At 69.2% G+C, this 13,806-nt stretch carries 9 protein-coding genes, 1 tRNA gene and 1 pseudogene; 6 read left to right on the top strand and 5 right to left on the bottom strand.

What is annotated here, in order from left to right; all coding sequences use genetic code 11:
• Positions 1-105 precede the first annotated feature (105 nt).
• The 3 genes from DY157_RS06175 (at position 106) to DY157_RS06160 (ending at position 4,470) form a co-directional block, all read left to right on the top strand.
• Positions 106-3,144: a UPF0182 family membrane protein gene (locus DY157_RS06175; RefSeq protein ID WP_115727692.1), complete on the top strand. Its 3,039-nt coding sequence runs from the start codon at positions 106-108 to the stop codon at positions 3,142-3,144.
• 156 nt (positions 3,145-3,300) lie between these two features.
• Positions 3,301-3,377 (top strand) — tRNA-Met (locus DY157_RS06170).
• Positions 3,378-3,819: 442 nt separating this feature from the next.
• Positions 3,820-4,470 (top strand): TetR/AcrR family transcriptional regulator, encoded by a 651-nt coding sequence (locus DY157_RS06160; RefSeq protein WP_174232132.1) that lies wholly within the window; start codon positions 3,820-3,822, stop codon positions 4,468-4,470.
• A gap of 87 nt (positions 4,471-4,557) precedes the next feature.
• Here the strand turns inward: DY157_RS06160 and DY157_RS06155 are convergent, their stop codons facing one another.
• Entirely contained in the window at positions 4,558-5,445 is an 888-nt protein-coding gene (locus DY157_RS06155) for a fructose bisphosphate aldolase (RefSeq protein ID WP_115727690.1), read from the bottom strand.
• 229 nt (positions 5,446-5,674) lie between these two features.
• Here DY157_RS06155 and DY157_RS06150 point away from each other — a divergent pair, with 229 nt between their 5' ends.
• Positions 5,675-6,481, top strand: a complete 807-nt coding sequence (locus DY157_RS06150; RefSeq protein ID WP_115727689.1) for a sulfite exporter TauE/SafE family protein — start codon at positions 5,675-5,677, stop codon at positions 6,479-6,481.
• A gap of 78 nt (positions 6,482-6,559) precedes the next feature.
• Here DY157_RS06150 and DY157_RS06145 read toward each other — a convergent pair.
• Positions 6,560-8,581, bottom strand: a pseudogene (locus DY157_RS06145) (potassium transporter Kup).
• A gap of 216 nt (positions 8,582-8,797) precedes the next feature.
• Between DY157_RS06145 and DY157_RS06140 the strand changes: the two are divergent.
• Complete coding sequence (locus tag DY157_RS06140; RefSeq protein WP_115727688.1) at positions 8,798-10,018, top strand: hypothetical protein; 1,221 nt, start codon at positions 8,798-8,800, stop codon at positions 10,016-10,018.
• Positions 10,019-10,121: 103 nt separating this feature from the next.
• Here DY157_RS06140 and DY157_RS06135 read toward each other — a convergent pair whose 3' ends face one another.
• On the bottom strand, positions 10,122-10,736 hold the full coding sequence (locus DY157_RS06135; protein ID WP_160159467.1) for a DUF5052 family protein: 615 nt from the start codon (positions 10,734-10,736) through the stop codon (positions 10,122-10,124).
• A gap of 163 nt (positions 10,737-10,899) precedes the next feature.
• Here DY157_RS06135 and DY157_RS06130 point away from each other — a divergent pair, with 163 nt between their 5' ends.
• Complete coding sequence (locus tag DY157_RS06130; protein ID WP_115727686.1) at positions 10,900-12,021, top strand: DMT family transporter; 1,122 nt, start codon at positions 10,900-10,902, stop codon at positions 12,019-12,021.
• A 577-nt stretch (positions 12,022-12,598) separates the two neighbouring features.
• Here the strand turns inward: DY157_RS06130 and DY157_RS06125 are convergent.
• A complete protein-coding gene (locus DY157_RS06125) occupies positions 12,599-13,423 on the bottom strand; it encodes an ABC transporter permease (protein WP_115727685.1) in 825 nt (274 codons plus the stop codon).
• Positions 13,424-13,439: 16 nt separating this feature from the next.
• Positions 13,440-13,697 (bottom strand): YhgE/Pip domain-containing protein, encoded by a 258-nt coding sequence (locus tag DY157_RS06120; protein ID WP_115727684.1) that lies wholly within the window; start codon positions 13,695-13,697, stop codon positions 13,440-13,442.
• Positions 13,698-13,806: the final 109 nt, after the last annotated feature.

Here is a 13,806-nt window from a genome sequence, read left to right as displayed (position 1 = left end):
CGCGCCCCGCCCTCGTCGATCCCGGAAGGGCGGCGCCGGACGGGCCGGGTAGGATGGAACTCACATCCGTCGACGTGAAGGAGTGACGCCGTGAGCGCCTTCCCCATGCCCGAACCCGCACCGAGGCCGCAGGACGGGGGAGCGACTGAGAGACCGAGGATCGGGCCCGGCTCGGTCACCGTCCTCGTCCTCCTCGCGCTCATCGGCGTCGTCTACGCGGCCTCGAGCGTGTGGACCGAGATCCTCTGGTTCAAGCAGATGCACTCCACCCGGGTCATCCTCACCCAGTGGTTCGCCCACGCCGGACTCTTCCTCATCGGGTTCCTCATCGTCGGCGTTGCGATCCTCCTCACCTGCAACTACGCGTTCAAGCACAGGGCCGCGTCGACCCGCGGCGAGGCCTCGGCGAGCCTGCGCCAGTACCAGGCGGCCTTCGAGCCCCTGCGGCGCATCGCCTTCTGGGGACTCGCGCTCTTCTTCGCGTTCACGAACGGCGCGAACCTCGCGACGAGCTGGCAGACGGTCCTCCAGTTCGTCAACCAGTCGTCCTTCGGGACGAAGGATCCGCAGTTCGGCCTCGACGCCTCGTTCTTCGTCTTCACGCTCCCGTTCCTCGAACTCGTCGTCGGGTTCCTCCTCAAGACGACGATCCTCGCGCTCATCTGCTCCCTCGTCGTCTCCTACCTCTACGGCACCATCCGCCTCATCCCAAGGCCCCACGCCTCGAAGCCGGCCCGCCTCCAGACGGGCGTCCTCGCGGCGATCGTCTCCTTCCTCATCGGCGCGAACTACTGGCTCGGCCGCTACGGCCTGCTGACGAAGCGCGGCTCGATCGTCGACGGCGCGCTCTACGCCGACATCAAGGCGACTCTGCCCGCCCATTCGATCCTCGCGGTCGTCGCCGCGCTCATCGCGGTCCTCTTCCTCGTCGCAGCCTTCCGCGGCACCTGGCGCCTCCCGGTCATCGGGGTGTCCGTCATGCTCGTGTCCGCCCTCATCATCGGCGGCCTCTACCCGGCGCTCATCCAGCAGTTCCGCGTCACCCCGAACGAGCGCGCCCTCGAGTCGCAGTACATCCAGCACAACATCGACGCGACGCTCGCCGCCTACGGCCTCGACGACCTCGAGTACACGAACTACGACGCGGAGACCACGGCCCAGCCGGGGCAGCTGCGCGAGGACTCCGAATCGACGTCGCAGATCCGCCTCCTCGACCCGCAGGTCATTACGAAGACCGTCCAGCAGCTTCAGCAGTCGCGCCCCTACTACGGGTTCGACTCCGGCATGAGCGTCGACCGCTACACCGTCGGCGACGAGCGGCGCGACACCGTCATCGCGGTGCGCGAGATGAACCTCGCGGGGCTGTCCTCCCAGCAGCGCACCTGGGTGAACATGCACACCGTCTACACCCACGGCTACGGCGTCGTCGCCGCCTACGGCAACACGCTCACCTCCGACGGCCTCCCCTCCTACTGGGAGCAGTCGGTCCCCTCGATCGGCGAGATGGGCGACTACGAGGAGCGCGTGTACTTCTCCCCGAACGCGCCGCAGTACTCGATCGTCGGCGCGCCCGAGGGCTCGGATCCGCAGGAGCTCGACTACCCCGACGACAACGCGAAGGGCGGACAGGTCTCCACGACCTTCACCGGCAACGGCGGTCCGAGCGTCGGCAACGTGTGGAACAAGCTCCTCTACTCGATCAAGTTCGGGTCGACGGACATCTTCTTCTCCTCGCAGACGAACTCGGCCTCGCAGATCCTCTACACGCGCGACCCCCTCGACCGCGTCGCGAAGGTCGCGCCCTTCCTCACCCTCGAGCAGGACGCCTACCCGGCGGTCGTCGACATGGACGGCGACCCGAAGACGCCGAAGCGCCTCGTGTGGATCGTCGACGCCTACACGACGACCGACGACTACCCGTACTCGCAGCACGAGTCGCTCGCCCAGACGACGATCGACTCCCAGTCCTCCCAGGTCGGCGAGTACCTGCGCTCCGAGACGATCAACTACATGCGCAACTCGGTGAAGGCCGTCGTCGACGCCTACGACGGATCGGTCCACCTCTTCCAGTGGGATCAGAAGGATCCGATCCTCACAACGTGGATGAAGATCTACCCCGACAGGATCGAGCCGCTGAAGAACATCTCCGGCGACCTCATGAGCCACATGCGCTACCCGCAGGACCTCTTCAAGGTTCAGCGCGAGCTCCTCACGAGCTACCACGTGAAGAACGCCTCCGACTTCTACGCGGGCGGCGACCGGTGGCGCCTCGCCGAGGAGACCTCGACCGCGGTGTCGACCTCGTCCTCGTCCGACGCGACCGGAACCGCGACCGCCCCTGCGGCGACTCAGCCGCCCTACTACCTCACGATGCAGATGCCGACCCAGGACTCCGCGGAGTTCTCCCTCACCTCGGTGTTCGTCCCCGGCGGCGAATCGAAGCGAGAGGCCATGGCAGGCTTCCTCGCGGTCGACTCGGAGACGGGCAACGAGCCTGGCAAGATCCGCGAGGGCTACGGGAAGCTCCGGCTCCTCGCCCTGCCCTCCTCGACGACCGTCCCCGGCCCGGGCCAGGTGCAGAACGCCTACGACTCGAACGAGACGATCGCCCGCCAGCTCAACCTCCTCAACCAGGCGGACTCGAAGGTCATCCGCGGCAACCTCCTCACCCTGCCCGTCGGCGGCGGACTCCTCTACGTCCAGCCCGTCTACGTCCAGGGCACGGGCTCCGCGTCCTACCCGGTCCTGAGGTCGGTCCTCACCGCCTTCGGCAACCAGGTCGGGTTCGCCTCGACCCTCGCCGACTCGCTCGACCAGACCTTCGGCGGCGACTCGGCGGCGCAGGTCGCGGGATCGGACACCTCCGGCGGCGGCACGGACTCGACACCGACGACGCAGACCGCGCAGGAGAAGCTCGATCAGGCCCTCCTCTCGGCGTCGACGGCGTTGAAGGACTCCCAGTCGGCGCTCACCCAGGGCGACTGGGCCGCCTACGGCAAGGCGCAGGACGCCCTCGACAAGGCGATCCAGGAGGCGATCGCGGCACAGGACGAGATCGCCGGGACCTCCGGTTCCTCGACGTCCGGCACGGACTCGGGCTCCCAGTCCGGAGGGAGCGCCGACGATTCCCAATCGGCCGGGTGAGCCCCGGGCCATCGGTCGGCTAGTTCGGGCTCCGGGGCTCGGGTCGCCCCCGACCTCGGAGAATCGTGCGGAGCGGTGAGCATCGTCGGGCGAGACGAAGCTCACCGCTCTGCATTTGAACCCCGCTGCGCGGGCGGCTAACCTATGAATCACCGACGCGGGGTGGAGCAGTTCGGTAGCTCGCCGGGCTCATAACCCGGAGGTCGCAGGTTCAAATCCTGTCCCCGCTACCAGCGCCGGAAGGCACGAAGGGCCCGGTTCCGAAAGGAGCCGGGCCCTTTCGCCGTCCCCGCGAGCAACAGGGGCCGAGTCCGGGGGTGACGCACGGCCCGTTCGAAGGCCGCGCGCGGCACCCGGTGCGAGGCGTCGATGAAGGTCGCGGTCGCGTCGTCGCTCTGCTGACCCGCTGACTTCACCGGGCCGACTCCACTGGCACCGTAACCACTCCATCGGCACCTGTTTTTCATTTGCGGTGCCGATGCTGCACGAGAAGGGCTCTCCGTCGGCACCGTAACCACTCCATCGGCACCTCAATCGCCCCTGAGTGCACCGGTGCACCCCGAGGCGCCCGAATCGCGCCGCCGCGAGCACGGCGGCGATCTCGGAGGATACGCTGCGCCAGAGGAGCCGAGAGCGCCCGTGGCGTTCAAGGGCCAGTACCGAGAGGAGACCGTAATGGCGACGAGGGGCCAGTACGCGAAGGGTGTGGCGAAGCGCGCGGAGATCCTGGCCGCGGCTCTCGAGATCATCGCGGAGCGCGGCTACTCGAAGACGACGCTCAAGGAACTCGCCGACGCCGTCGGCCTCTCGCAGAACGGGGTTCTCCACTACTTCGGCTCGAAGGAGAACCTCCTCGCCGAGGTGCTCCGCCGTCGCGACGCCGTTGATCGGGAGGCGATGGAGTCGAGCGAGGCGAACGGCGACATGATGGAGTCGCTTCCGGCCGTCGTCGCGCGCAATGCCTCCGTCCCCGGCCTCGTCGCCCTGTTCTCGCGGCTGTCCGCGGAGGCGTCGGAGGCCGACCACCCCGCCCACGAGTTCTTCGCCGAGCGGTACGAGGAGTATGCGCGTCTCGTCGCCGGGGGAGTGCGGCAGTTGCAGGCCGAGGGCGGGGCGCCGGCCGACCTCGACCCGGAGCGGTTCGCACTGCTCCTCGGCGCCGTGTACGACGGGCTGCAGACCCGGTGGCTCTACGACCAGTCGATCGATATGGCCGATCTCGTGCGCTACTTCCTCCACATGGCGGGCTTCGGCGGGAGCGGAGCGGGGGCCACGAATTCCGAGGACGACGAGGGCGGGGCGGCGCGCAGCGCCGGCGCGAACTGAGTCGCGCGTCCGGCCCCGCCGTTCGAACCCCCTTCACCGAAAGCATCACCTTGCCTCGTCGAGGGGATCTCCGGGCCCCCGATGCCGTCAGGCCATGGACGCCCGGAAGATCGACTCGATCGACGAGTCGAGCATCGCGTTGAATTCGAGGTCGGACTGCTTGACGTCGAGGCCCTCGGCGAGCGCCCTCGAGAAGGAGGCGATGACGCCCGGGTTCTTCGCGAGGAGCGTGTTCGCCTCGGCGCGCGAGTAGCCGCCGGAAAGGGCGACGACGCGCGAGACCGCCGGGTGGGCGACGACGTCGGTGTAGAAGCCGTCGACCGAGGGGATCGTCAGCTTGAGGGCGACCTTGCGCCCGTCGAGGGCGTCGAGGTGGGAGAGGAGCGACGCCTTGAGGATCTCCTCGGCCTCCGCCTTGTCGGGGGCCTTGATGGAGATCTCGGGCTCGACGATCGGCATGAGTCCGGCGTCGACGACCTGCACGGCGAGTTCGAACTGCTGGTCGACGACGCGCTCGATGCCGGCGGCGTTCGCCCCGTGGATGAGGGAGCGCTCCTTCGTGCCGAAGGCGCCCTTCTCGACGCCGTGGGCGAGGAGTTCGGGCAGTCCCGGGATCGGCTTGAGCATCTGGACGTCGTCGGCCGTTTCCTCGAGGCCCTTGTCGATCTTGAGGAAGGGGAGGATCCCCTTGACGTTCCACAGGTAGTCGGCGGTGCCGCGCCCCTCGACCTCGGAGTCGAGGGTGACGATGAAGAGGATCGCGCCGAGGATCCTGTCGGATGTGAAGGCGGGGCTCGTCATGATGCGCGTGCGCATCTTGTGGACGAGGGCCGCCATCTCCTGCTCGTTCGCGTACTGGCTCGAGTCGATGCCGTATGCGGCGAGGGCGCGTGGGGTCGAGCCGGTCGACTGGTCGAGGGCGGCGATGAAGCCGGGCGCGTTCTCGAAGCGCTCGAGCTGAACGGGGTCGGTCATGACGTCTTCTGTCACTGTCGGTGAGGAGTCGCCTTCGGCCCCTCGTGTCTCCGTGTGCGATCGTGATGGCGTGCGCGCGGATCCGACCAGCGGGCCCGAGCCGTCGTCATGCGAGGGCTCCTTCGCCCTCTCTCCCAGTATCGGCCGGGCGCGCCGCTCTGTCCGTCCAATGGGGGACCGGACGGTCGCTCATTAGTGCGGGAGGCGCGGTCGCCTACACTCGACGCCCATGAGCGATCCCGAGCCCGCAGAACCGTCCGAGCAGCCCGAAGGGAAGGGCCGCAGCACCGCCCTCGTCGTGCTGACGGGAGTCGGAGCGGGCTTCTTCTCCGGGCTCTTCGGGGTCGGCGGCGGCCTCGTCATCGTGCCGGCTCTCATGGCGGTCCTCGGGATGGATCAGCGGCGGGCGTCGGCGACCTCGCTCCTCGCGATCGTCCTCACGGCGACGACGGGCGCGGCGTCCTACGCGGCGCGCGGCGAGGTCTCGCTCGTCGCGACGCTCGTCCTCGTCGTCGGGGCGCTCGTCGGCGCGCAGGTCGGGGTCCTCCTTCTGCGCAGGCTGCCCGATCGGATCCTCCCGTGGATCTTCGTCGCGTTCGTCCTCTTCGTCGTCGTCTCGCAGCGCCTGCACGTCCCGGTCCGCGAGGCCGCCCTCGTCCTCGACGTGCCTCGGACGATCGGCGTCGTCCTCGTCGGCTTCGTCTCCGGGCTGCTCTCCGGCCTCGTGGGCACGGGAGGCGGGAGCGTCGTCGTGCCCGGGCTCGAGATCGTCGTCGGAGTCGGCGACCTGCTGGCGCGCGGCACCTCGCTCGCCGTCATGGTGCCGACGGCGCTCTCGGGCTCGTGGACGAACGCCAAGCACGGACTCGTCGACCTGCGGGTCGGGCTCATCGTCGGCGTCGCGGCCGCGGTCGTCGCCCCTCTCGGGACGTTCGCGGCGGCGGCGATCTCCCCCGAAACGGGGAGCATCCTCTTCTCGATCTACCTCCTCGTCGTCGTCGCGAACACGCTGAGGAAGGCGCGCGGGAAGCGGTAGCGGCCCGCCGTCCGGCCCTTCGGCGCGCTCTTCCCGATCTCGATCGACGAGGCCGGGGCGGTGCGCCGACCGGGAGGATCAGATCTCGACGGTGCGCCCGACGAGGAAGGTGCGGTCCTGCGGGAGGTGGAGGGCGACGGCGCCGTCGGCGGCGTTGTGCGCCATCCACGCGTAGATCCGGCGGATGAGGCGCCTGCTCCCGCCCTCGGCGACCTGGATCTGGAACGCGGGGAGGAAGTAGCGGGCGTCGGCCTCGGCGAGGCCGTCGTAGCCGTCGAGCTGCTCGAGCGCGAGGGCGATGACCTTGGGCGCGTCCTGCGAGTCGTTGAAGCCGATCCGGCAGCGGATCCGCGTGACGCCGGGGCACTCGGGTTCGAGGGGGACGACCTCGATGGGCTTGCAGTGGGCGACGTGCGGGGTCGGCTCGTTGATCATCGAGAGGATGATGACGTGCTGGTGGAGGACCCGGTTGAACTCGATCGCCTCGGTGAGGGCGAGGGGCGCGGTCGTCCTCCCGCGGTGCGGGTAGACGGCGAAGCCGGGGACGCGGCGGACGCCGCGGGACTCGACGCGGGCGAGGAGGTCGGAGAGCTCGCCCTCGACGACGGCGCGGCGCTCCATCACCTGCGAGTGCCCCCAGCGCCAGATGAGCATGAGGGAGACGACGACGGTGGCGATGAGGATCGGGAGCCAGCCGCCGGTCGCGATCTTCACGCCGTTCGCGGCGAAGTAGAGGACCTCGACGATGCCGACGGTGAGGGCGTAGACGACGACCTTCCACGCGGCGATCCCCCATACCTTGCGGGCGAGGAGGAGGAACAGGAGGGAGGTGAGGATGAGGGTTCCGGTGACCGCGAGGCCGTAGGCGTCGGCGAGCGCGGTCGAGGAGCGGAAGGCGAGGATGAGGGCGACGACGCCGACGAAGAGGATCCCGTTGATCGCCGGGACGTAGATCTGACCGCCCTCCTCGCGCGAGGTCTGGACGACTTTGAGGCGGGGGAGGACGCCGAGGCGCGTCGCCTGCCGCAACACGGTGAAGGCGCCGGAGATCACCGCCTGGGAGGCGATGATCGTCGCGAGGGTTGCGAGTGCGACGAGCGGGATTCGCGCCCATGAGGGCGCCATCGCGAAGAAAGGGTCGGCGGCGGCCGAAGGATCGGAGAGGATGAGCGCGCCCTGCCCGAGGTAGTCGAGCGTGAGGGCCGGAAGGACGAAGAAGAACCAGGCGAGCTTGATCGGCCGCGCCCCGAAGTGGCCCATGTCGGCGTAGAGGGCCTCAGCGCCGGTGATCGTGAGGACGATGGCTCCGAGCGAGATGAACGTGATGAACGGGCGGGAGACGACGAAGAGGAGCGCGTGATGGGGGCTGAGGGCGGCGAGGATCTGCGGGTGCGCGATGATGTGCGGAAGTCCGAGGATCGCGAGGATCGCGAACCACACGACCATGACGGGGCCGAAGGCGCGTCCGACGACGCTCGTGCCCCAGCGCTGGATCGCGAAGAGCCCGGCGAGGATCGCGAACCACACGACCATGACGGGGCCGAAGGCGCGTCCGACGACGCTCGTGCCTCAGCGCTGGATCGCGAAGAGCCCGGCGAGGATCGCGATCGACACGGGGACGACGAGGGACGCGGCGCTCGGCGTCACGGCTTCGAGGCCCTCGATCGCGGACATCACGGAGATCGCCGGGGTGGTGACCGAATCCCCGTAGAAGAGGCCGGCGCCGATGATCCCGAGGATGAGGACCGCGCGCGTGAGGCGTCCGCGTTCGAGTTTGTCGCGCAGGAGGTGGACGAGGGCGAGGATGCCGCCCTCACCCTCGTTGTCGGCGCGCATGACGAGGGCGACGTACTTCGTCGAGACGACGACCATGATCGACCAGACGACGAGGGAGATGATCCCGTAGACGTCATCGGCGCTCGGAGCGACGACGTTGTGGTCGATGGAGAAGACCGTCTCCATCGCGTAGAGGGGGCTCGTTCCGATGTCGCCGAAGACGACCCCGATCGCCCCGAGGAGGAGGGGGCCGAGGGCGGCGCGGCGCGCCGACGAGTCGGGGGCGACGGGAAGGGCTTGCGTCGATGGGCGACGTGCGTTCATCACGAGGAGCGAGTATGCGCGCGATTCCTCGCTCCGTACACGGGGCGGACCTGCGCGTTTCGACTCACCGACCGGGTCGCCCGGCTTCTGACCTGCGCGGACGTTGGAAACCGTGGAATGGTGCGGAACGGTATGGCTCCCGTTACCGGGGATGTGTAGGGTGTGGGCAGTTCCGGGCCGCTTGGGCGGCCGGATCCGGCGGCGAAGGGAGGGGCCGTGGCACGCGAAGGGCGTTCGCCCGAGTACCTCGACCTCGATGTGCTCCGTCGCGCCACTGAGCCCGTCGACGTCGACGATGCCGACGTCGACGTCGACGAACTGGAGGGCGCTGCGCGCCCGGGGGCGCTCGCCCGGCTCCACATCGGTCGGCGGGGCGCGGGACTCGGCCTCGCGCTTCTCCTCATCGCCGGATCCTCCTTCGCGGCGCTCGCGCGCGACGAGCAGCTGACGACGAGGGCGTGCGGCGATGCCCGCGACTCATGGGTCGCTTCCGTCGAGGACCTCTCCGCCTCGCTCGACGCGGTGGAGGCGGCGAAGCAGCGCGCATGGGCGATCGAGGGGTACGCGGTCTCGGGCCGCGGCGCCGCGCTCATCGGGGCTCTCAACCGCGCGACCGCGGGTCTCGTCGTCCCCGGCGAACCCGATCTGTGCAGGACCCGTGAGGACGCCCGCGGCATCGTCATTCGGGCCGCCCGGCTCACGGGTTCGGCGAGGCTCGTCGATTCGGCCGCCGGCGCCCTCGACACGGACGCGCGCGCGATCGTCGCCTCGTCCGATTCGGTCTCCTACTACGCGGCGCTCGGCGAGGCGCGCAAGACGCTCGTCGATTCGGATGCGCGTATCTCCGCTATGGAAGCGGCCGGGGTCCCCGCGGAGACGATCCGCGCGCTCCGCGTCCAATTCCGCGAAGCCTGGGCGGTGGTCGATGCTGAGGACTCGGACGGCGACGAGCCTGCGAACAATCACTCCTACGGCCAGATGATCGCAGCGCTCAACACCGCGCGAATGCGGTTGGCCGGCGCGATCACCGCCGCCGAGATCCGCGAGGGCGTCCATCCGCAGCAGGAGGAGGCCGGGCACGCGAATACGGAGGGTGCGGGTGCCGGCCAGTCGGGTGCGGTGAGCGGTGGCGCCGCGGGCGAGGATTCCCAGGGCGGATCGCGCGGAGTCGGCACGCTGCCGATATCCACTCCCACAGGGGACGGTGACGAGGACTCCGACGACCTCGACTACGCCTATCAACCGGATGGGGACGAGCACCGAGATTGGAGCATCGCCACGGCCCCGCCGGTCCACGTCGAGCAGACCGCGCCCGGAACCGAACAAGAGGGCGACGGCGCGACCGGCGCCGATCACTCCAACGGTGGGCTCGCACCGAACGGGGAGGGCGACGAGGACTCCGGCGGCACCGGATCCGACGAGGACGCCCAGGACTGACAGCGGGAGTCTCGCGGCGCTCGGCGCCCGACTCCTCCGATGATCGGCGCCCCGCCCCGACCTCGTCGATCGGGAGAGGGACGGACGACGAGGCGACCGCGGACTACTTGATGAGGTCGGACGCGTAAATCGTGTAGTCGCAGCGGTAGATGAAAAGGCGCTTGTGGTCGATGAGGAGCACAGTCGAGTTCGGGATGCCCTCGGCCGAGTACGAGCTCACCTTGTCGCCCGCGTAGACGGCGATCGGGGTGCCCTCCTGCGAGCGGATCATCACCGTGTACTCCTTGCCGGTGAAGAACTCGGCGAACCCGGTCTTCAGGCGCGAGAGGAAGGGGACCGAGGCGTTCTCGGAGTTGATCTCCGCGCGCGCGTTCTGGTCGGAGAGGATCGAGGCGAGCCCGTCCTCGGCCATGAGGAGCGAGGAACCGACGTGGTAGACGGGGTCGCCGCCGACCGTGAGCTTGAGGACGGAGGACTCCTTCGTCACGTTGCCCTCGGCGTCCGTGATGTCGAAGCGGTCGTCGGTCGCGATCTGGATGGACTTGCCGGTGATCCGGTCGAGCGGGTTCGCGTTGACGTCGAAGGTCTCGACGGTGGCGGTGACCCCGTGGAATTCGGCGCCGACGTCCTTCACGGTCTTCTCGAAGTACTGGCATCCTCCGAGGCTCAGCGCGGAGGCGGCGATGAGCGCGGAGGCGAGGGCGGCTCGGATTCTCACGGGGGACTCCTTCGTCGGGCTCGGGCCCGTCAGGGGGTGCGTCGGTGGGGATGGGGATCATCGACGAGGCCGGGGCGGTGCGCCGACGATTCCGCGGTACGCCTCCAGGGTAGGCGCACGGGCTCCTCGGGTCGATCGCTCGGCACGCCCGTAGACTCGCGGCATGGGCCTCCTTCTCGCCGGCGTCGTCATCGGCCTCCTGCAGCCGATGCAGACGGCGATCAATTCGCGGCTGCGCCGATCGGTCGGCTCGCCGTTGTCGGCCTCGGCGGTGAGCTTCTCCATCGGGACGCTCGGGCTCCTCGTCGTGCTCTCGCTCGCCTACGGGCCGTCGGGTCTCGCGTCGCTCGCCGGGGCGACGGCCGGGGCGCCCGCGTGGCAGTGGATCGGCGGCGCGCTCGGGGTATTCCTCCTCACGACGAACATCTTCGCCTTCGCCCACCTCGGGGCGGTAGAGACGGCGCTGTGGCCGGTACTCGGCTCGGTCATCACGTCGATCGGGGTCGACGCCCTCGCGTGGTTCGGGGTCGTGCATCGGCCGCTGACGCCGCTGCGCGCGGCGGGCGCCGCGGCCGTCCTTCTCGGCATCGGGCTGGCCTCGGGCCTGCTCGGGCGGCGGGGGCGCGGGCTCGGCTCCGCCCGTTCCGGGGGCTCGGCGTCTATTGGGAGCACTGCGCCTTCTGGGAGCGCTGTGCCCTCTGGGGGTTCCGGGGCCGCAGGAAGTGTCAGGGCGGCCGGAAGCTTCAGAGCGGCCGCGGCGTCGAAGGGGCTGTGGCGACTCCTCGCCTTCACCGCCGGAGCGGCCGGAGCCGTCCAGGGCGCGGTGAACGGCGCGCTCGGGCGGACGATCGGCTCGCCCTTCTTCGCGGCGCTCGTCTCCTTCGGCACCGGGGCCCTGCTCATCGTGACGATCGCAGTGATCGCCGCCCGCAGACGCGCACGGAGCGGCGCCGCTGTAGAAGCTCCCGGTGCTCCGCCGGTCGGCGGGGCTTTCGACGCAGCCGGTCCCGCGGACCGCGCGCCGGTCCGCCCGTGGCGCACGGGACCGTGGTGGATGTGGATCGGCGGCTTCTTCGGGGCGCTCTACGTCGCGGTGATGGCGCTCGCGGTCCCGCGCATCGGCGCCGGACCGTCGAACGTCGCGGCCCTGGCCGGTCTCTCGGTCTCGAGCATCTGCGTCGACCGCTTCGGCTGGTTCCACGCGTCGCGTGCGCCGGTGCGCCCGGTCCAGATCCTCGGTGTGCTTGTGCTGTTCGCGGGCGTTGTCGGCGTCCAGTTCGGCTGAGGCGCGTTCTCGTCTCCGCACCGGTCGTCAAGGGCCCGCAAGTGGGAACGAGCAGACGGGGTGTTTGGCTGCCTAGGTTTCCATGCACATTGCCGCCCTGGTCAAGGGCGGGCGCGACGTCCAAGGGTGTTGGCTGCCCAGCTTTCCGTGCGCATTCCCGCCACGTCCAGCGCGCTTTCGTCGGCCTTTGGGTGGACTGCGCCGAACGAGCCGAGATTCCATCGCCAATCACGGTGAAGGTCGCCCCTTCAGACGCCGACGTACCTGGATCGCACACTCGACGGCCGTTCTCGCTCGTCGAGTGCACCGAGACGGCGATGTAGGTCGTGCGGGGTGCCGGTTCCGGGTGTGGGGCGACTTGGATCGCACACTCGACGACCGTTCTCGCTCGTCGAGTGCACCGAGACGGCGATCCAGGGTTGATCGTGATGAGCGACGGATCGTGCGCCGATTGTGATGAGCCCTTTGCGCACCTGCGGGCCCGGTCCGTGGGGACCGGACCCGCGATCAGTTCAGCGTGAGCTGCTGAGTCCTCGCCGCTTCGTCAAGAGGCGTGCCTCCGAGAGGTCGACGGAGGTCAGTGATCGACCGCGACGCGCGCCTTCGAGGGGATGAGGATCGCGGCGCAGAGGAGGACGAGGCCGATCGCGCCGGCCCACAGGAGCCCGGTGATCGTCGGATTACAGGCTCCCGCATCCATGAAGAGAATCTGGCGCAGGCCGTTGCCGATGTAGTGCTGCGGGGCCCACGGGTTGACCCAGTGCTGCCAGAAGGAGTTGAGGGCCTCGTAGGGGAGGATGCCGGTGGCCGTGCCGAAGGGGATCGTCGCCGCGGCGAGGAGGGCGCCGAGCCAGGTCGCGACGTTGAAGGCGCCGAGGAAGCAGAGCATGAGCGCGAAGCTTCCGGTCCAGAGGAAGCCGAAGAGCGTCCAGTAGGGGACGGAGGCGCCGGCGACGGCGTGGAGGAGCGCGGGCACGACGAGCCCGATCGCGGCCGAGGCGAACACGGCGACGCAGACCTGCAGGCCGATCGTGCCGGCCTTCTCCGTGGCGCTCGATCCCGGGCGGATCCGGGCAGCGTTGCGGATGAGGAGCGCGGAGACGATCGACATGATGACGGTCGGGATGATGCCGAGCTGCTGGGACATCATGATGCTGAGCGGATTCGTGGACGCGGAGGTCGAATCGCCCTGGTGGAGGACCGTCACCTCGACGTCGACGCCCTTGGAGGCGAACATCTGGGCGATCTGGGAGCGCAGGGAGTTCGCGACGACCGGGCTCTTGGCGTTGTCGAGTTCGACCTGGAGTGTGAGGGCTTCGCCGGTGCCGGCCTTCGCCGCGGCCTGGGAGGCGGTGAAGCCGTCGGGGACGATGAGGGCGCCGTAGTACTCGTTGTCCTCCATCGCGGCGTCGAGGGCTTCAGCCGAGTCGACCTTCGTCCAGGAGATAGGGGGAGTCGGCGGTCGAGGCGCTGGTGAGAGTGTCGAGGATCGTGTCCCCGGCGTTCACCGTCCCCGCGGGCGTCGTCATCCCCTGATCCTGGTTCGATATCGCGAAAGGGAGATTCTTCATCTTCATCGTCGCCATCGGGTAGAACATCGCGGACATCACGCAGGCGATGAGCACGAGCGCCCCGAAGGGCGCGAGGAGCGCTTTGAGAGTCGTGGAGTTGCGCATGAGGCACCTTCTCGTGGGAATTCCGGAAGCGGCTTGACGCCGTCCGTCTGACGCAGAAGAATTTACTAGTCAGCATGTCTAGAAAAAATGGGCAAATCTCGACACTGTG

The sequence above is a fragment of the Actinomyces culturomici genome, assembly GCF_900499005.1.
GTDB classification, from domain to species: Bacteria; Actinomycetota; Actinomycetes; order Actinomycetales; family Actinomycetaceae; genus Pauljensenia; species Pauljensenia culturomici.
The sequence above is the reverse complement of the archived record's forward strand: the minus strand, read 5'-3'. Positions and strand labels throughout refer to the sequence as shown.